We start from the raw sequence: 26,294 nt of genomic DNA on the forward strand, positions 1-26,294 counted from the left end.
TTGCTTAGGCAAAGCGCGCATTAGGCGTGCGGTGCGCGCTCCAGGAACTTCGGAATGGCCGCGGCCAGTGCAGCGGTGTAGGCATGGCGAGGGCTGTCGAGCAGTTCGCGCGCAGGGCCCTGGTCGACGATGCGGCCCTCGCGCATCACCAGCACACGCTCGCACAGCAGGCGCACCACCCCGAGGTCGTGCGAGACGAACAGGATGGCCAGGCCCAGTTCGCGGCGCAGCCGGTCGAGCAGCGCCAGCACGCCGGCCTGCACCGACACGTCGAGCGCGGCCGTGGGCTCGTCGAGGATCAGCAGCTCGGGCCCCGGCGCCAGCGCGCGTGCGATGCCCACGCGCGCAGCCTGGCCGCCCGAGAGCTCGTGCGGGCGCCGCTGCAGCAGGTCTGCGCCCAGCTGCACGCGCTGCGCCACCTCGAGCACGCGGCGGCGCAGCGCGTCGCCCTTCAGCGCCCGCTGGCCGCCGGCGGAGCGCAGCGGCTCGGCGATGGCGTCGAAGGCGGTCCGGCGCGGGTCGAGGCTGTCGTGCGGGTCCTGGAAGACCATCTGCACGCGGTGGCGCCATGGCGACCGCGCGGCGCGTGCCGCGGGGTGGCCGGACAGCTCGATGCCGTCGAACACGATGCGCCCCGAGACGGGATCGCTCAGGCGCGCCAGCAGCGACACCAGCGTCGACTTGCCGCAGCCCGACTCGCCCACCAGCCCGACCGCTTCTCCGCGAGCGAGCGTGAAGCTCACACCGTCGACGGCCTGCAGCCAGCGGCGCCGGTTGACCAGCCCGCCCCATGCCGGCGCGCCGGGCAGGGCGTGGCGCGCCACCAGGTCGCGCACTTCGAGCAAGGGCGATGGCGTGCTCATGCGGCAATCGGCAGCGGCGGGTGAACGAACTGGACCGGGTGCCAGCAGGCCAGTGCATGCGGGCCCGTCAGCCGCGTGCGCGGCGAGGCTTGCGCGTGGCAGCGGGCGTCGGCCCGGTCGCAGCGCTCGGCGAAGCGGCAGGCGGGAAGGTCGGTGCGCGTCAGGTCGGGCAGCACCCCGTGCACGCTGCGCAGGTCACCGAGCGTGGCTGCCGATTGCGGCGTGGCGCGCAGCAGCTGTCTGGTGTACGGATGCGCGGCACCATCGCGCAGGCCGCGCGACGGCAGCGTTTCCACGAGCTGGCCGGCGTGCATGACCGCGATGCGCGCGCAGCGCTGCGCGGCCAACGCCAGGTCGTGGGTGATGAGCAGCGTGGCCAGCCGCCGTTCGCGCGCGAGCGCGGCGATGAGATCGAGCACGCGCGCCTGCGTACTCACGTCAAGGCCGGTGGTCGGCTCGTCCGCGATCAGCAGCTCGGGTTCGCCGGCCAGTGCCAGCGCGATCATCACGCGCTGGCACTGGCCGCCCGAGAGTTCATGCGCATGGGCCTTGAAGCGGCGTGCGGGCTCGCTCAGGCCCACGCGCTCGATCCACGCGAGCGCCTCCTGCCGCGCGGCGGAGGCCTTCAGGCCGCGATGCACCTGCAGCACCTGCTGCAGCTGGTCGCCGATGGTGCGCAGCGGGTGCAGCGCACGCCGCGGGCTCTGGAACACGAAGCCAATGCGGCGCCCGCGCAGGCCCTGCCAGGCGGCGGTGTCGGGCTCGCCCCGGCTGTCCAGCAGCGAGCGGCCCTGGAAGCGGAGCGTGCGCGCCTGCGTTTGCGCGCGCGCATCGAGCAGTCCGGCCAGCGCCAGCGCGGTCACCGACTTGCCCGAGCCGCTTTCGCCGACCAGGCCCAGCGTTTCGCCGGCCTGCAGCGTGAAGCCCACCCGGTCGAGCACGTTCACCAGGCCCGTGGGTGTGCGAAAGCGCAGCGTCAGCCCTTCGACCTCGAGCATCGGCGCGGTCATGGCCGGGCCGCCTCCGCGGCGCCGCGCGGATCGAGCAGGTCGCGCAATGCGTCGCCCAGCAAGGTGAAGCAGCCCACGGCCGCGAACAACGCCAACCCGGGAAAGAAGGCCAGCCACCACTGGCCGGTGATGATGTAGGGCGCGCCCTCGCTCACCAGCACGCCCCATTCCGCCGTCGGCGGCCGCACGCCCAGGCCGATGAAGGACAGGCCCGCGCCGTTCAGCAGCGCCCAGCCCAGGTTGATGGAGCCCTGCACCGCGAGCATCGGCAGCACGTGCGGCAGCAGCACGCCGAACAGCAGCCGTGGCGCGGTGGCCCCGCCGAGCCGCGCCGCGAGCACGTAGCCCGCGTTGCGCCGCACGCCGACCTCGCTGCGCGCCAGCCGGATGTAGAAGGGCAGGTTGATGAGCGCCGTCGCATAGACGATGTTCGCCACGCTGTTGCCCCAGGCCGCGACCAGCGCCATCGCCACGACGAAGAGCGGGAAGGCCATGAGCACATCGACCAGCCGGCCGGTCCAGCGGTCGAGGCGGCCGCCGACGAAGCCGCACCATGCGCCGATCGCACTGCCCGCGAGCAGCGACAGCACCACCGCGCCCGCGGCCATGCCCAGGTCGAGGCGCGTCGCCACCAGCACGCGGGAGAACAGGTCGCGCCCGAGCGCGTCGGTGCCGAACCAGTGGGTGGCGCCGGGTGGCTGCAGCCGCGCCAGCATGTCGGTGGCCAGCGGATCGAAGGGCGCCAGTGCGGGGCCGAAGAGCGCGGCCAGCAGGAACAGCGCGAGCAGCAGGAGGCCCGGCGCGGCGCGGAAATGCTGCGGCTTCATGCCTCGCCTCGCGCGCGCGGGTCGATCCGGCCGTGCAGCAGGTCCACGGCCAGGTTCACGCCCACGAACAGCAGCGCCACCAGCAGCACGAAGCCCTGCAGCGGCGCATGGTCTGCCGCCAGCAGCGCGTCGAGCGCATAGCTGCCGATGCCCGGCCAGGCGAACACTTTCTCGATGACCACGTTGGCGCTCAGCATGTACGAGAACACCATCCCGGCGCCGGTGACCACCGGCAGCAGCGCCAGGTGCAGCGCGCTCGCCAGCACCGCGCGCCGCGGCAGCCCGAGTGCGCGCGCCGTGCGCACCGGGTCGCTGCGCAGCACGCCGAGCAGCGATGCGCGCATGAGCCGCGCCACCGGCGCGAGCGAGAACAGCGCCATGGCCACCGAGGGCAGCAGCAGCCGTCCGCCGGCCGATGCAAGCGCATCCCGCTCGCCTGCGAGCGCGGCGTCCACCAGCATGAAGCCGGTGACGGTGGGCGGCGGCGCGAGCATGGCGTCGATGCGGCCCGTGGGTTCCGGCGCCCAGCCGAGCAGGAAGTAGAAGACGTACACCAGCAGCAGCGCGATGACGAAGGTCGGCATGCAGCTGCCGCCGACCGTGAGCAGCGTGCAGGCGCGGTCCCACAGCGAACGCGGCCGCAGCGCCGCGGCTGCGCCCAGCGGCAGCGCGATGGCCAGCGTCAGCACGAAGGCGAAGAAGGTGAGCTCCAGCGTGGCCGGCAGGCGCTGGCGCAGGTCGTTCCACACCGGCTGGCCGGTGGTGTGCGACTGGCCCCAGTCGCCCTGCGCGAGCGCCACCAGGTAGTGCCAGAGCTGCGTGGGCAGTGGCTGGTCGAGGCCCATGCGGGCTCGGATCTGCGCGATCTCCTCCGGCCCTGCGCTCGGCCCCGATGCGAGGAACGCGGCCGGGTCGCCGGGCAGCACGTGCGTCAGCAGGAAGGTGAAGACCACCGCGCCCAGCAGCACCGGCACGGTGGCCAGCACGCGCGCGCCGATGCGCGCCGCGAAGTTAGCGCCCATGGCCACGTCCCGGCTCATCCGCGCGTGAGAGGCCGGAAATCCACCTGCCCGTGGATGTAATAGGTGAAGCCCTGCAGGTCGGGCTGCAGCGCGGCCTCGAACGCGGGCAGCCACAGCGGCACCAGCGGCACCTGGTCGAAGGCGATCTCGATCGCGCGCTGGATGGCGCGGTCGTACTTCGCGCGGTCGGTTTCCCAGCGCGCCTGCTCGACCAGCTTCGCGAGCTCGTCGTTCCTGAAGGAGCCGAAGTTCCAGCGCCAGTCGCCCTGGAAGAAGATGCGGAAGAAGTAGTCGGGGTCGTTGAACCAGGCCGACGAGCTGTCGATGAAGAAGGGCAGCTTCTTCTCGGTCTGCAGCGTGCCCCATTGCGCGCCGGGCACCTTCTCGATGCTCAGTTCGATGCCGATCTTCGCCAGCGCTTCCTGGATGAGCAGCGCCGCCGGCTCGGCCAGCGTGGCGTCGCCGACGTTGTAGCTGAAGCTGGTCTTGAAGCCCTTCGCCAGCCCGGCCTGCGCGAGCAGCTCGCGTGCGCGCAGCAGTTGCGTTTCGTACGGATAGGGCTGCGGAAAGCGACTGCCGGCGGGCTTGCCCGGCTTCGCGCCGTACAGCGGCTCGCCGCGCCCCAGGTTGGCGCCGCGCAGCAGCGAGGTGTAGGGCAGCGCATAGGCGATGGCCTGGCGCACGCGCACGTCGTCGAAGGGCTTGGCCTGGGTGTTGAAGGCCACGAAGCGGAAGCTGGTGGTCACGGGCACGGACACGACCTTGGCGCGCGTGGTGTCGGTGAGCGCATCGAGGTCCTTGGGCGGCAGCTGCAGCGCGACGTCCGCATCGCCCTTGAGAAGCGCGGCCACGCGGTTCGAGGCGGAGGGCACCACCTGGAACACCGCACGGCGCACCTGCGGCAGCGCGCCGCTCTTCCAGCCGTCGAAGCGCGCATAGATCACCTGCTGGCCCGGCGTGAAGTTCTCGACCTTGTAGGCGCCGCCGCCCGCGGCATTCGCCTTGACCCACTCGGCGGCCCATGGATCGGCCGGGGTGGCGTGCGAACGCGCGAGTTCCGAATTGAGCACCGACGCGAAGAACAGCGCCAGGTTGGGCAGCGTATAGCGGTCCGCGCGCGGCAGCGTGATGCGGAAGGTGTGCGAATCCACCACGCTGAACTGCGATGCGTTCTCCAGCGATCCGGTGGCCAGCTGCCGCTTGCTGGCGGGCAGCGACACGGCACGGTCGAGCGACCATTTCACGTCGTTGGCGGTCACCGGCCTGCCGTCGTGGAAGGTGGCGTCGCGTCGCAGCCTGAAGGTCAGCGTGCGGCCGTCGGCGGACTGCTCGAAGCTCTCGGCCAGCTCGCCGCGGAAGCGCCCGTAGTCGTACTTGAACACGCCCGGCGACACCTGCACCCGGTCGAAGTTGATGAGCCGGTCGTACACGTTGGTAAAGAGCCCGAGCGATTCGCGGCTCACGCCTTCGCCATGCGGGTCCTGCGAGTTGGGCGCACCTTCGGCCAGCACGCGCACGGTTTCCTTGCGCGACTGCGCGAAGGCCGCCAGCGGCATGCCGAGGCCGGCGGTGGCGATGGCTCCTGTGGCGCCTACGGAGACGAATGCGGTGCTCTGCTGGATGAAACTGCGACGGTCCATGTCGAACTCTCTCTGTGGAAAACTGGAAGTGGTGGTTGGGCTCGGGTGCTGCCGCGGTTCGTGGCGCGTGCACGTTCCGCGGGCTCTCTAAGACGCGGGGCGGCGCCCTCACAAGGAGGCGTGGCGCTGGGGCGCCGCGCCGTTGAGCCAGTGATTGCCGATGGCGTGCGGCTTCCAGCGCACCGGGTCGTGCACCGTGTGCGTGCGCGCATTGCGCCAGTGGCGGTCGAGGTTGTGCTCGGCCAGCGTGGCCTGCGTGCCGCCGAGTTCGATCAGCGTGGTGGCCGCGAGCAATGCGAATTCGGTGGTGACGACCTTGGCCTCGGCAACGGCCATCGATGCTTCGGTGACGCGTCCCGGCGAGCCGTCGTCGCGGGCCTTGTCGAGGCAGCGTCCGCTGCGCTCCAGCAGCGCCTCGGCCGCGTGCTGCCGGATGACGAGATCGCCGAGCTTGGCGAGCGTGAGCGGGTCATCCGCCGCGCGTGCCACGCCGCTGTCGGGCCAGGGGCGCGCGCGGTCCCGCACCCACGTGCGCAGGTCGGCCATGGCGGCGCGGCCGATGCCCAGGTCGATGGCCGCATGGAGGATCTGCGCGAACGGGCCGTGGATGGTCGGCGGGTCGAACAACCGGGCGCGGGGCAGCACCTGCAGCGGCTCGACCGCCACGTTCTCGGCCGTGACCGTGCCGCTCGCGGTCGTGCGCTGGCCGAAGCCGCTCCAGTCGTCGATCACTTGCAGGCCGGGGGCGTCGCGGCGCACGTACACCAGCACCTGGCGGTCCTCGTCGTCCCTGGCGGCCACCGGCACCCAGTGCGCGAACAGCGCGCCCGTGCAATAGAACTTGCGGCCGTTCAGCCGCAGGCCCTCCGGCGTCCGGCTCAAACGCGCGGTGACGACCTTGGCATTGGGCGTGCCGCTTTCCGACACCGCGTTGCCGAAGCGTTTGCCCTCGAGCGCCTCGCGAAAGAAGAAGTCCTGCTGCGCGGGGCTGCCGATGAGCCGCACCGCGTCGACCAGGCAATGGTGGTTCTGCGGGATCTGGCCGAGCGCGGGGTCGGCCTCGGAGATCAGCGCGATCACTTCCGCCAGCGTCGCGTGCGACACAGCGGCGCCGCCAAAGGCGCGCGGCACCGCGAGGCCCCAGAGTCCGCTGGCCGAGAAGCGCTCGACCTCGGCATGCGGCAGCCGGCGCTCGCGGTCGCGCGCGGAGGCGCCGGGTGCGAATTCGGCCGCGAGGGCGCGGGCGACCTCGAGGGCCTCGGCGTCGGTCGTGATGAGATGGGCAGTCATGAAGAAGCAGGCTGTCGTCTGGCCGCAAGGGCGGCGGGCGGGCGCACGCTGGCGCGCCCGAAGATCTTTTCGCGCCAGGTGCCCTCGGCATAGGCGCGCTTGTGCAGGCCGCGGTGCTGCAGTTCGGGCACCACCAGCTCGACGAAATGCTCGAGGCCCTCCGGGCTCACCGTGCGCACGAGGTTGAAGCCGTCCACGCCCGCTTCCTGCACCCAGGCCTCGATCTCGTCGGCCACCTGCGCGGGCGTTCCCACCACCGGTGCGTGCCGGCCGCCGAGCGGCATCTGCGCGAGCAGCTGGCGCACCGTGGGTGCTTCGCTGTGCCGCCGCAGCGACGCGACCGAACTCTGGATCGCATCGGCACTGCCCCCGGTCACCGGGTCGTCCGGGCCGTGGCGCGACAGGTCGACACCGATGGCGCTGGCGAACTGCACCAGGCCCGCTTCGGGGCGCGCGTAGCGGCGATAGTCCTCGTAGCGCGCTTGCGCCTCGTCTTCGGTGCGGCCGGTGACCACTTGCAGCGTGGTCACGAAGCGGGCCTGCGACGGGTCGCGGCCGGCCTCGGCCATCGCGGCCCGGAGCTTGCGCACCACGGCTGCCGTCGCCTGCAGGCCCTGGTTGGGCACGAACACGATCTCGGCATGGCGTGCCGCGAAGGCGGTGCCGCGAGCGGAGGCTCCGGCCTGGAACAGCAGCGGCGTGCGCTGCGGCGACGGCTCGCAGGGATGCACCGCATCGAGCGTGTAGAACGGGCCCTCGTGATGGATGGGGCGCACCTTCGCCGGGTCGGCGTAGATGCCGCGTTCACGATCGGCGACCACCGCGTCGTCGTCCCAGCTCGATTCCCACAGGCGGTAGACCAGGTCCATGAATTCGTCGGCGCGGTCGTAGCGCTGGTCATGGCCCGCGGTGGCCTTGTCGCCGCGCGCACGCGCGGCGCTGTCGAGGAACCCGGTGACGATGTTCCAGCCGATGCGCCCCTCGCTCAGGTGGTCGAGCGTGGACATGCGCCGCGCGAACGCGTGCGGCTGCTCGGCGGAAATGGTGGCGGTGATGCCGAAGCCGAGGTGCCGCGTGACGCCGGCCATGGCGCCGACAAGCACCGCAGGGTCGTTGATGGGCAGCTGGATGGCGTCGCGCAGCGCCGCGTCGGCATTGCCGCCCCACACGTCGTACACGCCCGTGACGTCGGCCAGGAACAGGCCGTCGAACAGGCCGCGCTCCAGCGTGCGAGCCAGATCGAGCCAGTAGGGCAGGCGCTTGTAGCCGGTGGAACGGTCGCGCGGGTGGCGCCACAGGCCGTGCGAGATGTGGCCGACCGTGTTCATGTCGAACGCGTTCAGCAGGATAGGGCGGCGGGAGGGCATGAGCGGGTCCGCGCGCCGCCCCTTGCGGGGCGCGCGTGTCTTCGGTGGGTTCGGCGTCGCTCAGTAGGGGCGGCTGCCCGACAGGCTGATGCGCTTCAGCAGCCGGCGTTCGCCGTTGTCGAAGGCGCTGCGCGCATGCAGCGTCGCCTGGTTGTCCCAGTACACGATGTCGCCCACCGACCAGCGGTGCGTGTAGGCGAAGCGCGGTTGCAGCAGGTGCCTGCGCAGCCGGGCGACCAGCGCCGCGCCGTACTGCGGCTCCACGCCCACGATCTCCACTTCGGTCTTCTCGCCGAGGTGCAGGATGCGCCGCCCGCTGTCGGGATGCGTGCGCACCAGCGGATGCACTTCGAAGGGCTCCAGCGGCTCGATGTCGGGCGTGCGGTACAGCGGGAAGCCGGTGGGCAGCGGCTTGAGCTTGCGCAGGAACGGGTTGTAGGTGATGAGCCTGAGATCGGCGATCTCGCGCTGCGTGCCCGTGTCGAGCGAGTCCCAGGCGGCCGCGAGGTTGAACCACGTGGTGTCGCCGCCTTCGGACGGCACCTCGATGCCGTAGAGCAGCGAACCCGACGAGGGCACCGGGGTCCAGTGGTGGTCGGCGTGCGCGGCCAGTTCGTCGTGCCCGAGCACGCCGCCGGCGAGGTTCGACACATGCACGATGTCGGGCGTGTTGCCGCCGTAGGGGTCGGAGCCGAGCACCGGCACGTTCGCGGGCGGCCGGAACACGCTGCCGAAGTAGCTGGCCAGCCGCTCGAACTGCGCGTCGTCCAGCTGCTGGCGCTTGAAGACCAGCACATGGCGCTCGAGCAGCGCGCGCTTCAGCGCCAGCACCTCGTCGGCGCGCAGGGGCCGCGTGGCGTCGAGGCCCGTGACCTCCGCGCCGAGTGCGGCGTTGATGGGCGCGATACGGAAGGTTTCGGCGGCGCTTGCGGTCCTGCCGGACTGCGCAGCGGATGGCGCGACGGGCGGCGCGGGTGGGGCGAGGGTATCGGTCAGGGACATGGTGTGGCGTCTTCGGCGCGATGCAATGGCTTGAATGCTAGGAAAGTTCGCGTTCGTCGCATGCGCCCATTGCGCATGTGCATATGCGCAAACCTCGTTTGGGCCGCGCGGCCGGTGCGAGGGCGCTCAGGTTCAGGCGTCGTTCGCCGCGGCCGCGGCGAGTTCGATCGCGGGGCGCGCCAGGTCGGGCGCGAAGCATTCGATGAAGGCATACACATAGCTGCGCATGTAGCCGCCGCGGCGCACCGCGATCCGGGTCTGGTTCACGCCGAACAGGTGGCCTGCGTCGAGCGCGCCGAGCTGCACGTCGCGCACCGGGTCGCAGGCGAGGTCGGCCACGATGCCCACGCCCATGCCGAGCGCGACGTAGGTCTTGATGACGTCCGCGTCCATCGCGGCCAGCACGATCTCGGGCGCGAGGCCTTCCCGCTCGAAGGCCTCGTCGATGCGCGAGCGGCCGCTGAGGCCGGTGTCGTAGGTGATGAGTGGCCAGGCCGCAAGCCCGGCCAGCGTGAGGGGCCCGGTCGCGCGCAGCAGCGGATGCCCCAGGGGCGCGATGACCGCATGGCGCCAGCAGCGGCACGGCAGCGCGAGAAGCTGCGCATGGCCTGCCAGCGCTTCGGTCGCGATGCCCACGTCGGCCTCGCCGTCCTGCAGCATCTGCGCCACCTGCCTGGGAGAGCCCTGGTGCAGGTGCAGGCGCACGCCGGGAAAGCGCAGGCGGAACTCCTGCACCGCGGGCGGCAGTGCATAGCGCGCCTGCGAATGGGTGGCGGCCACCGACAGCACGCCCTGCTGCTGTGCAAGGTAGGCGTGCCCGGCCTGCTGCAGGTGCCGGCTCTCGGCGAGCACGCGCTCGATGATCGGCAGCAGGTGGTCGCCCGGCGGCGTGAGGCCGGTGAGCCGCTTGCCCGAGCGAACGAACAGCTCGATGCCGAGCTCCTGCTCCAGGTCGCGGATCTGCCGGCTCACGCCGGACTGCGAGGCGCGCAGCGTCTGCGCGGCCTCTGTCAAATTGAAGCCGCTGCGCACGGTTTCCCGCACGGAACGCAATTGCTGGAAGTTCATCGGCAGTTCGGCGTGTGGGTTGTCTCTGTGCAGATCACCGGGAAGCCCCGCTGGCCTGCAGAGTGTGGGCGGAGCGCGCCGACGCGGCCAAAGAACGAATGCGGCTATGGATATGCGGGATAACGGGGCGGTGGCCGAGGTCCGGCAACCGCCCCGACGCTCAGGAATGGCAGACCAGCCCGTCCTTCAGCAGCGTGATCTCGAACTGCAGGTTGCCCGCACGCGCGCTGCGCGCCCTGGCCAGCGTGCCGTCGGCTTGCCAGCGGCGAAGCGCGGCGGCGATGTAGTCGCGCGACACCGCATCGCCTTCGGCCAGCCGCACCGAGGCATCGGCGCGCGGAACCAGCCCCCGCGCGAGCGGCCTGTAGAAGCGCCACTCCTCGTTGCGCATCAGCCGCTGCAGCACCTCGCCATCTTCGGCCAGGGCCGCGCATTCGCCCGCCATGAAGGCCGAGGCCGCATGCACCGACGACGGGTAGCTGCGCGGCTGGGCGCCATAGCGTTGCGCCACGGCGCCCGCATAGCCGGAGCCCTCGCCCACGCAGACCGATGCGCCGCGCAGGGCCGTCTCGTCCTGCACCCGGCCGCGGCGCAGCGCCACCACCTCGCCGCGGCCGGTGTCGTAGCTGCCCGGCGCCGCGGCAATGCCCTGCTGCGGCGCCGCGTCGTCGGAGACGCCCGCCACGAGCAGGTCGACGCGGCCGTTGCGCAGGGCCGATTCGCGCTCTTCGGGTGCGAGGCCTACCAGTTGCAGCCGCACGCCCAGCGAATCGGCAAGCCGGCGCGCCAGCGCGGCGTCGAAGGCATCGGGCTCGGGCGGTGTCGGTGCCTCGGGTGGCGCCGGACGCGGATAGCGGCGCACGCCCACGCGCAGTTCGCCGCGCGCTGTCGCGTGCGCGAGCACGGGGCCCTTGGGCAACGCGGCCAGCGGCGGCGCGGTGTCCAGCAGCCGCAGCCAGCCGAGCGAGGCCGGCAGCCGTGCATCGCCCGGGTCCGTGAAGGCCCACGAGCCGCCGATGCCGCCGAGCACCGCGAGCGCCAGCGCCGCGGCTGCGACCGTGCCCGCTGCGACACGGGACGCGCGCCGGCGGTCGGCCGGGCCGGATGCGGCTTCATTCATCAAGGCTCAATCCCCGGCGCCAGCGCAGCAGCCTGCGCTCCAGCAGCGCGAGCAGGTAGTTCAGCAGCAGGCCCAGCACCGCGAGCATCAGGATGCCGGCGTACATCGTCGGGATCTGGAAGGTCTCCTGCGAATTGAGCGTGAGGAACCCGAGCCCGGAGTGCGCGCCGATCATTTCCGCCGCCACCAGCGCCGTGATGCTGTAGGCGCCTGCCAGCCGCACGCCGGTGAAGATCGACGGCAGCGACGCGGGCAGCACCACCTTGAAGAAGACGAAGCGGCGCGACGCACCCATCGACAGCGCGGAGTTCACCAGCAAGCGGTCGACCTGCTTCACGCCGCTCACCGTGCTCAGCAGCACCGGCCAGAAGGAGGCCCAGAAGATGATCGCCACCTTCGACAGCTCGCCGATGCCCAGGAACAGGATGAACACCGGGAACAGGGCGAACGCCGAGGTCTGGCGGAACAGCTGCAGCACCGGATCGACGATGGCCGCGAGCCGCCTGAAGCCGCCGATGAGCAGTCCCAGCACCACGCCCGCCGCGCTGGCCAGCACCAGCCCCCACAGCGAACGCTGCAGGCTGGCGGCGACGTGCTTCCAGAGCTGGTTGTTGTCGACGAGCTGGCCGATGGCGGCGAGCACCGCCGAAGGCGGGCTCAGGTAGGCATCGCTCACGATGCCCAGGCGCGGCAGTGCCTCCCACAGCAGGAGGAACAGCACGATGCCGATGCCGCGTTCGGCCCAGCGGAGGGCGCCGCGCGCGAATCCGGGGAGGCGGGCGGGATGGCGGGCCTTGGGTGCTTCGAGGACGGCGCTCATTGGAAAACCTCTGTGTTCGGGGTTTGCTCCCTCCGCCGCTGGGGAGGTTGGGGGTCGGCGGCTTGTCGAGCGGCATCGGCATCGGCATCGCGACGGCCGAATGCTTCCATCCCGGCCTTCTCCCAGGGGGGAAAGGAAAAGAAGCCGGGCGCGTTCATGGCAACGCCCTTGCTGGCCGCAGCTGCCGCTGCACGGGCTGCCCCAGCTGCACCTCGTCCTTCAGCACCTCCCACGCGCGATGCCGCAGGGCGGCGAACTCCGCCGTGTGGCGCAGTTCCGCGGAGCGCGGGCGTGCGAGCGGGATGTCGATGATGTCCTTGATGCGCCCGGGCCGCTGCGTCATCACGGCCACGCGGTCCGAAAGGTACACCGCCTCTTCCAGGCTGTGGGTGATGAACACGATGGTCTTGCGGTGCTGCTCCCAGATGCGCAGCAGCTCGCCCTGCAGCACCTCGCGCGTCTGCGCGTCGAGCGCCGCGAAGGGCTCGTCCATCAGCAGCACGTCGGGCTCGTAGGCCAGCGAGCGCGCGATGGCCACGCGCTGCTTCATGCCGCCAGAGATCTCGTGCGGGTAGCGCTCGCCGAAGCCCTGCAGGCCCACCAGCTCCAGGTACTCCTGCGCGGTGCGCCGGCGCGCGGCCTTGCCGAGGCCGCGAATCTCCAGCCCCACGGCGATGTTGTCGAGCACCGAAAGCCACGGAAAGAGCGCATAGCCCTGGAACACGACGCCCTGGTTGCGGTTGATGCCGGCAATGGGCTGGCCGTCGATGGCGATGTGCCCGCCGGTGCGCTCGGTGAGCCCGGCCAGGATGCCGAGAAAGGTCGACTTGCCGCAGCCCGAGGGGCCGAGCACCGAGAGGAACTCGCCCTCGCGCACTTCCAGGTCGAAGCCCTCGAGCACGCGCACGCGCTCGCTGGCGCCGCGCGCCGCATAGTCCATCCGCACACCGCGGGCCGAGATCTTGGTCTGCATCGGTTCAAGCCTTCGCGGCTTGCGGCTGTGCAAAAGGGTTGAACTCGTTGGTGTAGACCTCCTTCACGGAGATCTTGCCGGCCGGGATCTTTCCTTCGGACTGCAGGATGTCGACGTAGTACTGGATCGGCGGCTCGGTCACCACGAGGTCGTCCACGTAGGCATAGCGGTCGACGTTCTGCAGGTCCATGTTGATGCGCTTGGCCACCAGCTTGCGCGCTTCCTCGGGGTTGGCGTTGACCCAGTTGCCGGCCTTGGCCAGCGCCGTGACCACGTCGCGCACCGCCTCGGGATGCTCGCGTATGAACCTGCCGTGCGCGCTGTAGGGCGCCATGCCGCCCAGGCCGCCGTCGAGGTCGAAGTCGCTCCACAGCCGCACCAGCGCGTCGGCATGGTCGGCACGGCCCGAGAAGGGCGCGTGGATGATGGCCAGGTCGGTGTTGCGCGTGACCAGCGTCTGCTCGGCCTGCTCGTCGGGAATGACGACGAAGTTGATCTTGCTCACGTCCACGTCGTGCTGGCGCAGGTACTTCTTGGTGACGAACTCGGCGCAGGCGCCGAAGCTGTTGAAGCCGATGGTCTTGCCCTCGAGGTCCTTCGGCGTGCGGATGCCGGAGTCCTTGCGCACGAAGTACTTCATGTGCGGCGCTTCCTGCAGCGTCTTGCCGCCCGCGGCCACCACCTTCAGGTCGGCACCGGAGGCGATGGCCGAGATCACCAGCGGCACCATGCGGCTGCCGAAGTCGATCTCGCCCGTGCCCACCAGCGGAATGATCTGCGGGGCGGCGATCTTGCCCACGTACTGCGGACGGGTGTTGGTGCCCTCGAAGTAGCCGAGCTGGTCGGCCAGGTAGATCAGGTCGAAGGAGGGGTTGTCGGGGTACTTGAAGGCGACCTTGTCGCCGGCCTTCTTCACCACCGCCGGGCCGCCGGCCGACGCGCTCCGGCCTTCGTCGCGCGAGCAGCCGGCGAGTCCCAGCGCACCGAGGCTGCCCAGCCCGCCGATGGCCGTCAGCGACGCGAAGGTCTTGAGCGCCAGGCGCCTCGAGGGCACGGCACGGGCGGGAATGCGGGAGGGCGACTCGATGGACATGGCGGCGCGCTCTACAAGGGAGCGTTCGAAGTGTTGGAAGGCCCGCATCGTAGGAAGCGCGGGCGCGTGCCATCAACGAAGAAAACCGCGCATGCATATGCGCCGCGCGGGATGGCGCGCGTGGCCGGCCGCAAATCCGGAAACCGAATCAGCGTATGCGATTTACGTGCTTCGCCCGGTGCGCCGGCCCGCCAAGAATGGCGGCTCTTGCCTTCGAGGGTGAGTGTCTCCTGGTCGCCGGAAAGCGGCGACGGTTCGCGGGCCCTTCGGGGCCCGCACTTTTCCATCACCGGTCTCCAGCCCATGACATCCCCGACGACATCGAATCCCGACACGTCCGCCCATGAAGCCCTGCGCCTGCTCGGGCCCGCGCCCGCCAACTGGGTGCCCGCGCACGAAGGCGTGGACCACAACGTGCTGATCGTCGGCAGCGGCCAGAGCGGCAGCGCCTTCGCCTTCGCGCTGCAACGTGCGGGCATCGGCGGCGTGAGCGTGATCGACGCGGCCGGCGGCGCCGCGCAGGCGGGCGTGTGGCTCACGCGGGCGCGCATGCACAAGCTGCGCACGCTGAAGAACCTGGTCGGGCCCGAGGGCCCGGTCTCGGCGCTGGGCTTCCAGGCCTGGTACGAGGCCCGACACGGCCAGGAGGCCTACGCCGCGATCGACCGCATCGGCCGCACCGACTGGGCCGCGTACCTGGACTGGTTTCGCGGCATCACCGGCACGACGGTGCGCTACGGCACGCGGCTCGTGCGCTTCGAGCCGGTACGGGGCGGCGCGGTGCCGCATTTCAGGCTGCACCTCGAAGTGAACGGCGAGCCTTGCACGGAGACCGCGCGCAAGCTGGTCTTCGCGAACGGCGTCGCCGGCAGCGGCGCTCCCTTCATTCCCGAACTGCTGTCTGCAGCAGTGGACCAGGGGCTGGCAGCCCACACCGGCCATGCGATCGACTTCGCGGCGCTGGCCGGCAAGACCGTGGCCGTGATCGGCGCGGCGGCATCCGCCTTCGACGCGGCCGCGGTGGCGCTGGAGAGCGGCGCCGCCGCGGTGCACCTGTTCGCGCGTCGCGACCACATCGCGGCCACGCCGGTCGTGCGCGTGAGGGGCTACCCGGGCTTCTACGACAACTACCTGTCGCTGCCCGATGCCACGCGCTGGCACCATGCGGCGCGCTACCGCCGCCTGGGCACCACACCCCCGCCCGACTCGGTGCAGCGCGTGCTCGCGTTCCCGAACTTTCACCTGCACCTGGGCGCGCCATGGCAGCGAGCGCAGGTGCAGGGCGGGCAGGTGGTGGCCGAGGTGCAGGGCGAGCGGCTGCACTTCGACTTCGTGATCGCCGGCACGGGCTACACGCACGAGCTGTCGCAGCGGCCCGAGCTGGCCGGCATCGCCGGGCTGGTGCTGCGCTGGCGCGACCGTTACCAGCCCGCGGCGCACGAGCGAGACGACGAACTGGGCGCGGCACCGTACCTGGGCGCGGGCCTCGAGTACCTCGAGAAGACGCCGGGAACGGCACCATGGCTGCGCGACATCCACACCTACAACCCTGGCGGCTTCGCTACCACCGGGCTGCCGCTGGGCGACGTGCCCAGCATCCGCGGCTATGTGCCCGCGGTGGTGCGGCGCATCAGCCACGACCTGCTGCACGCCGACCTGGCGCTGCACGAAGCGCGCACCCGGGCCGACGTGCCGGCGGACTTCGGCGAGGAGTTGTACGCGGGCGCGCTCTGGCAGCCGCAAAGCGCTGCGCTCGGCGCAGCCTGAGGCTCGTGGAGCGGACCGTCTTCGCGTAACGAGAGCGCTCGCGGGCCGGCTGCTCACCATGTGCGCGGCCATGCAGCCGCGCCGGATCGGAACCCATGTTTCCCGAAAGCGACTGCGCCGCCGTGGCGCGCATCGCCGGTCGTCATCGACAAGCCGGATGCGACCTGATGGTCGCACTTGGCCTACTTCACATACTTTCCATAATTAGCGTACTTGGGGATAATTCCTGCCACCGTGTTCAGCCCGGAATCGCACCCGAAGGACAAGCATGAAGCTGCAGGACGAGGAGATCTATCACCGCGATGCTTTGGCGCGCACCTATGTCGATCTTCTTCAGACCTCGTACGCGTCGTCCGGCGTGTTTCTCGCCGCCCCCCGCCGCACGGGAAAGACGACCTTCATCAAGGAAGACCTGAACCCGTTGCTGGCCACCGAAGGCGCCCTGGTGATCTATGTCGATCTCTGGGAAGACAAGGCGGTCGACCCGGCCAAGGTGGTCATCGAAGGCATCCGCAAGGCGATTCTCGGCCTGGAGGGCATGGTCCTCAAGGGGGCGAAGGCTTCCGGGCTCACCAGATTCAAGGTCGTCGGCTTCGAGATGGACCTTGCAGCGATCGGCACGCCCGACGGCATGACGATCTCGGCCGCGCTGCAGGTGCTCAGCAAGATGGCCCGCAAGCCGATCTTCCTGGTGATCGACGAAGCCCAGCATGCGCAGACGACGGAGGCAGGTCGGGCCATGCTGTTCGCGCTCAAGGCGGCACGCGACGCATTGATGCTCGACCGGTCGCTGTTCGGCTTCCGGCTCCTGGCCACGGGCTCCAACTCGGACAAGCTCACGGCCCTCATCAACTCCAAGGACCAGGCGTTCTACAAGGCCCCGCTGGAACAGCTCGAGCCGCTGGGCGACGACTACCTGGCGTGGTTGCGAAAGACGAGGGGCAGGCAGCCGATGCCGGCGAAAGGCGTATTGAAGCAGGGCTTCGAGCGCATGGGCCATCGGCCCGAGCCGCTCAAGGGCGTGCTGAAGGACCTGCTCAAGCGCAGCCCGGGCGCCGCCCAGGCGGACATCGACGCCCAGTTCCTGAGCCTGGTGGAGGCCTCGCTGGAGGCCGACCGCGACCTGTTCCTGCGAAGCATCGAGGGCCGCGACCCCCTGGATGCGGCCGTGCTGTTCCGCATGGCGAAGGTCGACAAGTTCGCGCCTTTCGACGAGGCTTCGATGGAAAGCTATCGCCGCGCAAGAACGGCGCGCTCGCCGGACGACGACACGCCCATCAGCAAGTCCTCGGTGCAGTCGGCGCTGGAGCGGCTGCGCAAGGACGGGTTGGTCTGGAACCATGGCCGCGGCGCCTGGGTCATCGAGGACAGCCAGCATGCCGCCTGGCTGCGTTCGAGCTGAGCAAGTGAGCGGGCGTCCATCCGGCGTGGGTGGACGCGATGGTCGGCCTGAACTTCCAGGCCCGGCGATCGCAAGGGGCTGACCTCGAGGCGGGCCTAAGGCGTCGAAGCCGGCATCGTGCGCCGCATGCGCAGCCGGCGCTCGGATGGCGTCGCCATTTCGTTCCGTCTTCTCTCCCCGATACGCGTGCCGCGCTGCGGCGTGGACGCCTTTCCATGTCGATCCGGCTGGCTCGGCGCGTCGTGAAACCGCCCTGCTGTGGCAGGCGCGGCCACTGGCCATATCTCGTTCAGGATCAGGGAATACTCTGAGAAATGGAAGCTAAAACCATTTTGGAAGTGACTTCCAAAATGAAAACTACTTGCTTAGAATTCCGGCGAATACTGGAACTCCACATGAGCAACATCGTCGACCGCTGCCTGAAGATCCTTGACGAGCTTTCGTACCACCCGAACGGCAGGACGCTGTCCGAACTGGCCGAGAAGGCCGACATTCCGCTCAGTGCCACGCACCGCCTGCTGAACGACCTCATCGCTGCAGGCTACGTGCGCAAGGACGAGCGGCACGGCGAGTTCACGCTCACGATGCAGGTCGTTTCCCTGGCGCTGCGCCACCTCAGCGCCGGCGGCATCGTGGACGTTGCCCAGCCGATCCTGGAGCGTCTGGCCGGCAAGAGCATGGAGCTCGTGCGGCTCGCCGTCGTCGACCAAGACAACCTGGTGTACGTCGCCAAGGCGCAGGGCGCGACGCACGGCCTGCGCTACGACCCCGAAATGGGCCAGCCGGTCACGCTGTCCTGCAGCGCGGCAGGGCTCGTCTGGCTCGCCACCAAGTCCGAGGACGAAGCGATGCGCCTCGTGTCCATCCAGGGCATGGGCGATCCGAAGAACTACGGCCCCGGCGCGCCGACCACGCTCAAGGCGCTGATGGCGCAGGTGAAGGCCGTGAAGGGCCGCGGCTACGCAACCACGGTCAACGTCTTCCTCCCGGGCATGAGCTCGATGGCTGCGCCGGTGTTCAACGCCAGGAAGGAAGTCATCGCGGTGCTGATCATCGCGGGCCCGATGAACCGCCTGACGCAGGAACGCATGGATTCGCTCAGCGACGCGCTGATCGACACGGCCAGCGAACTGGGCACGGCGAGCGCTGTCTCCGCGGTGTTCCAGCGCCGCCCCAACCAGCCGGTGCCCGCGCGCAAGTCCTGAGCCGCGGCCGCCCGGCCCGCAGCGGCCGGGCGCGCTGCGCCGTTCCCCGTTTCTCGTTTCCCTGTCGTTTCTCCATATCCACTCCAACAGAGACATTCCATGCCGTCCTCCTCCATCAGCCGCCGCGCCGTTCTCGGAACGCTTGCCGCAGCACCGTTCGTCAGCGGGCCCTTCGTCAGCCGCGCGCGCGCCGCCGAGTTCGTCTTCAAGGTCGCGCACCCCCTCGCGGCCAACCATCCGACCAACGTGCGGCTGCAGCAGGCGGCCGATCGCATCGCCAAGGACAGCGACGGCCGCGTCGAGCTGCGCCTGTTCCCCAACAACCAGCTCGGGGGCGAGGTCGACCTGCTCAACCAGGTCCGCTCCGGTGCCGTCGAGATGTTCGTGGTCGGCGGGCTGATCGCGTCCAGCGTGGTGCCGATGGCTGCGCTGGATGGCGTGGGCTTCGCGTTCAAGGACTCCGCCGCCGTGATGAAGGGGATGGACGGTGCACTGGGCACGCACATCCGCAATGCGCTGAAGCAGGCGAACCTGTATGCACCGGCCACGGTGTGGGACTACGGCTTCCGGCAGATCACGTCCTCGGCGCGCGTGGTCAAGTCGGTCAACGACATCGCCGGCATGAAGATCCGTGTGCCTGGCGCGGCGGCTTACGTCGATCTTTTCAAGGCCCTGGGCGCGGCACCCACGAGCATCCAGTTCAACGAGGTCTATCCCGCCCTGCAGACCAAGATCGTCGACGGCCAGGAGAATCCGCTCGGCGTGATCGTCACCTCGAAGTTCTTCGAGGTTCAGAAGCACTGCGCGCTCAGCAACCACATCTGGCAGGGCAACTGGGTGCTGATCAACGGCCGCATCTGGCGCGGTCTTCCTGCCAACCTGCAGGAGATCGTCGAGAAGCGGCTGAACGAAGCGGGCCTCGCGCAGCGCCAGGACCTGGCCGGCCAGGAGCAGTCGTACAAGGACGCCATGGCCAAGGGCGGCGTGATCTTCAACGACATCGATGCGGACTCGTTCCGCAAGAAGCTGACCGCCGCAGGCTACTACGGCGACGCACGCAAGAAGTTCGGCGATGCCGCCTGGAAGGTGCTCGAGCAGGCCGCCGGCGGAGAGCTTGCATGAGCCTGCACTCGGTGTCGCATGCGTCGCCGGGCAGCTCGGGTTCCTCCGGGCCTGCAGGCGTGCGCTGGCTCGAGGCGGCAAGCCTGTGGCTCGGGCGTGCGGTCGACCTCGTGGCGGCCGTCCTCATCGTCGCCGAGGTGGTGCTGCTTTTCGCGGGCGTCATCGCACGCTACGCACTGCACAGCCCGATCGTCTGGTCGGACGAGCTCGCGGGCAGCATGTTCCTCTGGCTCGGCATGCTCGGTGCGGTGATCGCGCTGCGCAAAGGCGAGCACCTCGCCTTCACGGCGCTCTCGCGCAACGCGACGCCGCGAACGCAGACCTTCCTGCGCGCAGCGGTCATGGCGGTGCTGTTCGCCACGCTGTGCCTCATGCTGCGTCCGTCCATCGACTACGTCGAGGACGAGGCGTTCGCGGTGCTCCCCAACCTCGGTGTGCCCTCGAGCTGGCGCGTATTCGGGATCGAGCTGGGCATCGTCCTCATGATGGTGACGCTGGCGCTGCAGGCGGTCCGCTCGAGGCTGCTGGTGCCCACGCTGGCCGCCGCGCTCGGGCTGGCCGTGCTGGGCCTCGCGCTCTGGGGGCTCGCCCCCTGGTTCATGAAGATGGGCAACCTCAACCTGCTGGTCTTCTTCGTGCTGATCGTCGGCGTGGCCATCTTCATCGGCGTGCCGATCGGTTTCTCCTTCGGCATCGCCACGTTGAGCTACCTTGCGCTGACCACCTCCACGCCCATGAGCGTGGTCATCAACCGGCTCGACCAGGGCATGTCGCAGCCACTGCTGCTGGCGATCCCGCTCTTCATCTTCCTGGGCCTGATGATCGAGGTCACCGGGTTCGCGCGGACGATCATCGCTTTCCTCGCGGCATTGCTCGGCTTCGTGCGCGGCGGGCTGTACTACGTGCTTGTGGTGGCGATGCTGCTGGTGTCGGGCATCTCGGGCTCCAAGGTGGCCGACATGGCGGCGGTTGCGCCCGGCCTCTTTCCCGAGATGCGCCGCCGGGGCGCAAAGGACGGCGATCTCGTCGCGCTGCTGGCCGGATCGGCGGCCATGGCGGACACCATTCCGCCCAGCATCGTCCTGATCACGCTCGGCTCGGTCACCGGCATCTCGATCGCCAGCCTGTTCGCCGCGGGCCTGCTTCCGGCGCTGCTGCTGGCGGGCTTCCTGGCCGCGCTGATCTTCGTGCGCACCCGCGCCGAGCCGCCGCCGGCGGATGCGCGTCCCGACTGGTCGCTGATCCGCAAGTCGTTCCTGGCCGCGCTGCCGGCGATCGCGCTGCCCTTCGTCATCCGCTGGGCGGTGGTGGAGGGGGTGGCCACGGCCACCGAGGTCTCGACCATCGGCATCGTGTACGCCCTCGTCGTCAGCGTGCTGATCTACCGGCCGGTGCAGTGGTCGCGCTTCTATCCGATCCTGGTGGAGACGGCGGCGCTCTCCGGCGCGATCCTGTTCGTCATCGGTACGGCCACCGGCATGGCGTGGTCGCTCACGCAATCGGGTTTCTCCGGCGACCTGGCGCGTGCGATGACATCGATCTCGGGCGGGCCCTACGGCTTTCTCGCGATCACCATCGTCGTGTTCCTGCTGCTGGGCAACATCCTCGAGGGCATTCCGGCGATCCTGCTGTTCGCGCCGCTCCTGCTGCCGGTGTCGCACGCCTTCGGCATCAACGACGTCCACTACTCGATGGTCGTGGTGGTGGCGATGAGCATCGGCCTGTTCGCCCCGCCTTTCGGCATCGGGTTCTATGCGGCCTGCGCCATCGGCAAGGTCGCGCCGGACGCGGTCATCGGGCACATGTGGCGCTACCTGGCGGTGCTTGTTGCAGGCCTCCTCGTGATCGCCGCGGTGCCCGCGATCTCCACCATCTTCATTCACTGATTCCGATATGTCTCTGTCAGGTAAGGCGGCACTCGCCATGTGGTGGGACATGGCCGCGGATGTGCGCGGCGATTTCCAGGATTGGCATGCCCACGAACACTTTCCGGAGCGGCTGGGCATTCCGGGCTTCCGTCGTGCGTCGCGGTGGTCGAGCGCCGATGGCGGCGAGGGCGTCTTCGTCCTCTACGAACTGGAGGATTTCGAGGTGCTGTCCTCGCCGGCGTATGCGAGCCGGCTGAACGCGCCGACCTCCTGGTCCACGCGGCTGATGCCACACCACCGCAACATGGTGCGCAGCCAGTGCCGCGTTCTCGAGAGCGCAGGCGGCGTGACTGGGCAGGCCGTGCTCGCCGTTCGCCTGTCGCCGTCGCCAGGGCAGGCAGACCGTCTGCGCGATGCGGTGCGCGAGCTCGCCGGGCCATTGCGCGAGCGCCCCGGCCTCGTCGGGCTGCATCTGCTGCGGCACGAACCGCCGCCCATCCCGCCGACCCGGGAACAGGCGATCCGCGGAAACGCCGACCGTTTCGCCGACCATGTGCTGCTGGCCTGCGGCTACGACCCGCGGGCGGTCGCGGCGTTGATGGATGGCGAGCTGTCCGCGCCTGCGCTGCATGCCGCGGGTGCTGCCGCGGAAATGGAACACCAGCTGTACCAGCTGGCCTATTCGGCCACGCCCGCGGACATGCGGTGACGATCGCCCGGCGCCGGCGCGCGGGCACGACGGCGGGGCGCTGTCGCCGGGATCAGGCTGCCTTCAATGCCGCATCGATGGCGTCGAGGAGCTTGTCCGGGTCCACCGGCTTGAAAAGCACGGGCACGCCGGCTTCGCGCACGCGCTGAAGCCGGTCGGGCGCCGTCTCGCCCGTGATCAGCAGCAGCGGCAAACGCCTGCCGTTGCGCCATCGCAGGCGCAGGCCCGCGTCGAGTCCGCTGCCGCCGTCCGCCAGCCGGAAGTCGCACAGCAGCAGTTCGAACGGCCGCTCTTCAGTCTCCGCCTGGGACAGCGCCATGGCCGCGGTGGCCTCGTCGGCCACGGCGAGCACATCGAAGGCGTAGGCGCGCAACAGCTCGACCATCGCCTGCCGGATCGACGCTTCATCGTCGATGAGCAGCACGCGCCGCGACAAGGCCGGCAACCGGGGGCGGGGCGCCTGCCCGCGTGGCTGCTCATGCTGCGCATGAACAGTTGGCAGCGGGATGGAAGGCGTTCCGGCCGGCGGAGCTGCTGCGGCAGGCAGCAGGACACGGAAGCGCGTGCCGCGATCGATGCGCGATTGCACCTCGATTGGATGGCCGAGAAGCCGGGACAGCCGCTGCACGATCGACAACCCGATGCCGAGGCCGCGCGCGCGGTCCCGCTCCGGGTTGCCGACCTGGTAGAACTCCTCGAAGATGCGCTCCAGCTGCCCCGGCGCGATGCCGATGCCGGTGTCGCGCACCTCGACCCACGCGCGCTCGCCGCGCTTTCGCACGCGAACGATCACGCCGCCGCGCACCGTGTACTTGAGCGCGTTGTCGACAAGGTTCGAGAGCATGCGCTGCAGCAACTGCGGATCGCTGCGCACCCACACACCGCTGGCCTGTATGCGCAGTTGCAATCCAGCCTGCTCGGCGCGGGCGAGGAAGACGTGGTTGAGCGAGACCAGCAGCGCGTCGACCTGGAAAAGCTGCACATCGGGCGTGATCACGCCGGCATCGAGGCGCGAGACATCGAGCATGGTGTCCAGCGAGCTGCCCAGTGCATTCACCGCGCGCATGAGCCGCTCCGCGTTCTGGCGCTCGGGGTGGCTGTGCAGCGCATTCTGGAGTGCGGCACCGAACAGCGCGATGGCGTGCAGCGGCTGGCGCAGGTCGTGGCTGGCCGCCGCGAGGAAGCGGGTTTTTTCCACGCTCGCGCGCTCGGTGGCCGCGATCTGCTCTCCCAGCCGGCTTGCCAGCGATTCGTTCTCGAAGCGCAGGATCAGCGCGTCCGTCAGCTGCCTGTTCTGCAGCACGCCGCGCCGCAGCGCGAACAGCAGGTAGGCCGTGCCGACGGCGGCCAGGAACAGGTTCACGCCGTCGCTGTGCCAAAGCAGCGCAGTGATCAATCCGCCCATCATCGGGATGCCGTAGCCGAACAACGACGACGTCATGGGCCACAGCGACTGCATGGCAAGTCCGCACCCGACCATGATCAGGATGGCCATGAGGGCGGTCACTTCCGGGTTCTGCGTGGACACGAAGAACCAGGGGACGGGTGCGGTGGCCACACCGATCAGGATCATCTGCCGCGTGTGCCGGCGCGCCCAGCGGCGGCCATCGGCCAGCGCGACGCCTGCATGCCAGCGCGGTGTCGAGAGCACGTACAGGTTCACGCAGACCAGCAGCAGCACGAACGGCAGCACGAAGGGCAGGTGAAGGTAGAAATAGCCCATCGCGCCGCCGATGAAGGTGAAGCACAGGTGACCGCAGACGCCGGCCATGCGCGATGCATAGACCGAGGACAGGTGCTCGTGCAGCACGCGCTGGCTGCTGGATGGGTCGATGGCGGGATTGTTCAACGCGTGGGGTGGATGGGTTGCGGAGCCGGACCCATTTTCCTTCTTTGCCCGGCGGGATGCCTGCTCGAACCGGAGGAATGCTTTCAGGTGAACGGGGTCGGCGAGTCCGTGGCATCTTCAGGCATCGCGTGTGCAGGTCGGCGCTATATATTCGGCGCCCGGCACACTGACCAACGCGCAACGGCGACGGCCCGCGAAGCACACCACCCCAAAAAAATGCCCCCCACCCCCGTCACGGAGATCGAAGAGCGGATCGATGCCTTGAGAGGCCAGGACGCCGGCGACAGGCACCCCCGCGTCAGCCTGGATCACACGCCCTGCGCGGCCTTCGTTGCACCCCTGCTGGCGGCAACGACCGACCCGGACCCTTACATCCGCGCGAGCGCCGTCCATGCGCTCGCGAGCTATGAACCCGAAGAACACGCGCAGTTGCAGGAGGCGCTGTTCAAGTCGCTGGCAGACGACCCGGACCCGTCGGTGAGATCGGCTGCGGCGGAGGTCATGGCACGCATGCCGGGCGACACGGTCGCCGCGCTGCTCGCGGCCCTCGGCGATGCAAGCGCCGACGTGCGCATGGAGGCGGTCCTTGCACTCTCGGCCTTCGAGGCGAGCGACGTCGTGGCCGCCGTGACGGACCGCCTGCATCGTGATTCAGCGCCCGAGGTGCGCGAGCGCGCCGTCATGGCACTGGAGCGATTGAAGCCCGAGGGCGTGGCCGGCGACCTGGTCCGCGCGCTCGAAGACCCGAGCGCGCTCGTGCGAAGCGCCGCGGCATGCGCGTTGGGCGAGCATGACGCCGGCGAGACGCCAGTCGTCCTGGACGCGTTGCTGCTGGCGCTGTCCGACCCGTCGGCCGGCGTGAGGGAAAACGCGGCGCGGGCCCTGCGCTATTCGGCCGCCGAAGCGATTCCCGGGCTGATGGCGCTGCTGGCCGACGAGGCCTCGGAAGCGCGCAGGGAGGCGACCGGCGCGTTGGGAACGCTGGGTGCGAACCAGGCCATCGGTGCGCTGGCAGAGCGGCTTCGCAACGACACCGACGCCGAAGTGCGCCGCGGCGCCGCAGCCGCATTGGGCGATCTCGGAACCGAGGCTGCCACTGCGCACTTGATCGACGCGTTCGGGCAGGAGGCCGAGTCTGCCGAAGTGCGCACGGAGATCGTGCGGGCGCTGGGCAGTGCGCACGATGTCGAGGCCTTGCCCGTGCTGTGCGCGGCATTGGGCGACGCGGACGCCGAGACCAGGGAAGCTGCGGCCGAAGCGCTCCAGTGGCTTCTCGATCCGGAGGTCCCCGCAAGCATGGCGGCGCTGGAGCCGTTGTGCCTGGCATTGAAGGACGCCGTGGGCAGCGTCAGGGCAGTCGCCTGCGGCGCGCTGGGTGCGTTGAACGACGCGCGTGCGCTGCCTTTCCTGATGCAGGCCGGCCGTGACGGCACCGAGGAATGCAGGATCGCGGCCCTGGAGGCCATCGCCAGGATCGACGCCACCGCAGGCGAAGCGTTGCTGCTTGAGGCGCTTGCGGACGCGGCGACCGATGTCCGCAGGGTGGCCGCGAAGTCCCTGGTCCTGTCGGCGCATGCACCGATTCCCTCCGAGGTGCTGGACTGCATGGCCGACCCCGAAGGCGATCCTTTCGCCCGATGCGACCTGGCGAAGTCCCTGGCGCAACGGGGAGGGCTGGAGGCCGTTCCCGTGCTGCTCGATCTGCTTCGCGATGGGAGCGGCCATGTTCGCGCGGCGGCCGCGCAAGCGCTGTGCGAGCTGCCGGACCCGCGTGCGATGAGGCCGTTGACGGCGCTGCTCGATGACGACGACGAGGATGTGCGCGGCGAGGCAGCGTTGGCCCTGGCGGCCCTCGCGGACGATCGCGCCATCGAACCGTTGCAGGCGCTGCTCAACGACGACTGCCCTCCGGTCCGCAGGCGCGTCGTGTGGGCCTTGAGCTTCTTCACGCCGTCGAAGGTGCTGCCGCTGCTGGTCGACGCCCTGCAGGATGACGATCCGGATGTCCAGTCCACTGCGGCCAGCGCGCTTGCGGACGTGTGCGATGCACCGGCGCTGCGCCGCATCCTGTCGGCGTTGCCGGCTGGATGCGACGACGTGGGGAGTGCGCTTGAAGAAGCGGCCGCAGCATCGGAGGAGGACGAAGGGGCCTTGCCGCGCAGCGCTGCGTCACGCCGCGTCCAGCTCGGCACTGTCCACTACGAATAGACGGCGCGAAGCTCGTCGTCGAGCTGCGGAAGGCCGGCCCTTTCGAGCCGGCTTCCGCAGGGCGTTGCC

Annotated in this window: 21 protein-coding genes; 7 read left to right on the forward strand and 14 right to left on the reverse strand. The window is 69.9% G+C overall.

The window, feature by feature from the left end; genetic code table 11:
* Positions 1-20: 20 nt before the first annotated feature.
* The 13 genes from AACL56_RS33310 to AACL56_RS33370 form a co-directional block, all read right to left on the reverse strand.
* The gene (locus AACL56_RS33310) at positions 21-863 is read right to left on the reverse strand and encodes an ABC transporter ATP-binding protein (RefSeq protein WP_339094856.1); all 843 of its coding nucleotides are present in this window, start codon (positions 861-863) and stop codon (positions 21-23) included.
* Positions 860-1,873 carry an ABC transporter ATP-binding protein gene (locus tag AACL56_RS33315; protein ID WP_339094858.1) on the reverse strand — a complete coding sequence of 338 codons (1,014 nt, stop codon included), beginning with the start codon at positions 1,871-1,873 and terminating at the stop codon, positions 860-862. Before AACL56_RS33315 ends, AACL56_RS33310 begins: the two co-directional genes overlap by 4 nt.
* Positions 1,870-2,700: an ABC transporter permease gene (locus tag AACL56_RS33320; protein ID WP_339094860.1), complete on the reverse strand. Its 831-nt coding sequence runs from the start codon at positions 2,698-2,700 to the stop codon at positions 1,870-1,872. Before AACL56_RS33320 ends, AACL56_RS33315 begins: the two co-directional genes overlap by 4 nt.
* Positions 2,697-3,722, reverse strand: coding sequence for an ABC transporter permease (locus AACL56_RS33325; RefSeq protein ID WP_339095321.1), 1,026 nt, complete (start codon positions 3,720-3,722; stop codon positions 2,697-2,699). Before AACL56_RS33325 ends, AACL56_RS33320 begins: the two co-directional genes overlap by 4 nt.
* Before the next feature lie 14 nt (positions 3,723-3,736).
* Complete coding sequence (locus tag AACL56_RS33330) at positions 3,737-5,362, reverse strand: ABC transporter substrate-binding protein (protein WP_339094861.1); 1,626 nt, start codon at positions 5,360-5,362, stop codon at positions 3,737-3,739.
* 108 nt (positions 5,363-5,470) lie between these two features.
* Positions 5,471-6,652, reverse strand: coding sequence for an SfnB family sulfur acquisition oxidoreductase (locus AACL56_RS33335; protein ID WP_339094863.1), 1,182 nt, complete (start codon positions 6,650-6,652; stop codon positions 5,471-5,473).
* Positions 6,649-8,019: an LLM class flavin-dependent oxidoreductase gene (locus AACL56_RS33340; RefSeq protein WP_339094865.1), complete on the reverse strand. Its 1,371-nt coding sequence runs from the start codon at positions 8,017-8,019 to the stop codon at positions 6,649-6,651. Before AACL56_RS33340 ends, AACL56_RS33335 begins: the two co-directional genes overlap by 4 nt.
* A 60-nt stretch (positions 8,020-8,079) precedes the next feature.
* On the reverse strand, positions 8,080-9,021 hold the full coding sequence (locus AACL56_RS33345; RefSeq protein WP_339094867.1) for a TauD/TfdA dioxygenase family protein: 942 nt from the start codon (positions 9,019-9,021) through the stop codon (positions 8,080-8,082).
* 132 nt (positions 9,022-9,153) lie between these two features.
* Positions 9,154-10,089 carry a CysB family HTH-type transcriptional regulator gene (locus AACL56_RS33350; RefSeq protein ID WP_339094869.1) on the reverse strand — a complete coding sequence of 312 codons (936 nt, stop codon included), beginning with the start codon at positions 10,087-10,089 and terminating at the stop codon, positions 9,154-9,156.
* Between the two features lie 160 nt (positions 10,090-10,249).
* Entirely contained in the window at positions 10,250-11,209 is a 960-nt protein-coding gene (locus tag AACL56_RS33355) for a substrate-binding periplasmic protein (protein WP_339094871.1), read from the reverse strand.
* Positions 11,202-12,029, reverse strand: a complete 828-nt coding sequence (locus tag AACL56_RS33360) for an ABC transporter permease (protein ID WP_339094873.1) — start codon at positions 12,027-12,029, stop codon at positions 11,202-11,204. The genes AACL56_RS33355 and AACL56_RS33360 overlap by 8 nt, the downstream gene beginning before the upstream one ends.
* Positions 12,030-12,183: 154 nt before the next feature.
* A complete protein-coding gene (locus tag AACL56_RS33365) occupies positions 12,184-13,002 on the reverse strand; it encodes an ABC transporter ATP-binding protein (protein ID WP_339094875.1) in 819 nt (272 codons plus the stop codon).
* 4 nt (positions 13,003-13,006) lie between these two features.
* Complete coding sequence (locus tag AACL56_RS33370; RefSeq protein WP_339094877.1) at positions 13,007-14,095, reverse strand: ABC transporter substrate-binding protein; 1,089 nt, start codon at positions 14,093-14,095, stop codon at positions 13,007-13,009.
* Positions 14,096-14,398: 303 nt separating this feature from the next.
* On the opposite strand from AACL56_RS33370, the gene AACL56_RS33375 reads away from it, so the two are divergent.
* The 6 genes from AACL56_RS33375 to AACL56_RS33400 all read left to right on the forward strand — a co-directional run bounded on the left by AACL56_RS33375 (position 14,399) and on the right by AACL56_RS33400 (position 22,168).
* A complete protein-coding gene (locus AACL56_RS33375; RefSeq protein WP_339094879.1) occupies positions 14,399-15,862 on the forward strand; it encodes a SidA/IucD/PvdA family monooxygenase in 1,464 nt (487 codons plus the stop codon).
* Positions 15,863-16,130: 268 nt separating this feature from the next.
* Positions 16,131-17,264, forward strand: a complete 1,134-nt coding sequence (locus AACL56_RS33380; protein ID WP_339094881.1) for an ATP-binding protein — start codon at positions 16,131-16,133, stop codon at positions 17,262-17,264.
* Between the two features lie 395 nt (positions 17,265-17,659).
* Positions 17,660-18,469, forward strand: coding sequence for an IclR family transcriptional regulator (locus AACL56_RS33385; RefSeq protein ID WP_339094883.1), 810 nt, complete (start codon positions 17,660-17,662; stop codon positions 18,467-18,469).
* 99 nt (positions 18,470-18,568) lie between these two features.
* Complete coding sequence (locus AACL56_RS33390; protein WP_339094885.1) at positions 18,569-19,591, forward strand: TRAP transporter substrate-binding protein; 1,023 nt, start codon at positions 18,569-18,571, stop codon at positions 19,589-19,591.
* Complete coding sequence (locus tag AACL56_RS33395; protein ID WP_339094887.1) at positions 19,588-21,477, forward strand: TRAP transporter large permease subunit; 1,890 nt, start codon at positions 19,588-19,590, stop codon at positions 21,475-21,477. Before AACL56_RS33390 ends, AACL56_RS33395 begins: the two co-directional genes overlap by 4 nt.
* Before the next feature lie 37 nt (positions 21,478-21,514).
* Positions 21,515-22,168: an antibiotic biosynthesis monooxygenase gene (locus tag AACL56_RS33400; RefSeq protein WP_339094889.1), complete on the forward strand. Its 654-nt coding sequence runs from the start codon at positions 21,515-21,517 to the stop codon at positions 22,166-22,168.
* Positions 22,169-22,220: 52 nt separating this feature from the next.
* Here AACL56_RS33400 and AACL56_RS33405 read toward each other — a convergent pair whose 3' ends face one another.
* A complete protein-coding gene (locus AACL56_RS33405; protein WP_339094891.1) occupies positions 22,221-24,017 on the reverse strand; it encodes an ATP-binding response regulator in 1,797 nt (598 codons plus the stop codon).
* A gap of 216 nt (positions 24,018-24,233) precedes the next feature.
* Between AACL56_RS33405 and AACL56_RS33410 the strand changes: the two genes are divergently transcribed.
* The gene (locus tag AACL56_RS33410) at positions 24,234-26,225 is read left to right on the forward strand and encodes a HEAT repeat domain-containing protein (RefSeq protein ID WP_339094893.1); all 1,992 of its coding nucleotides are present in this window, start codon (positions 24,234-24,236) and stop codon (positions 26,223-26,225) included.
* The last annotated feature ends 69 nt before the right edge of the window (positions 26,226-26,294 follow it).

This window comes from Variovorax paradoxus (assembly GCF_902712855.1).
GTDB lineage: Bacteria > Pseudomonadota > Gammaproteobacteria > Burkholderiales > Burkholderiaceae_C > Variovorax > Variovorax paradoxus_Q.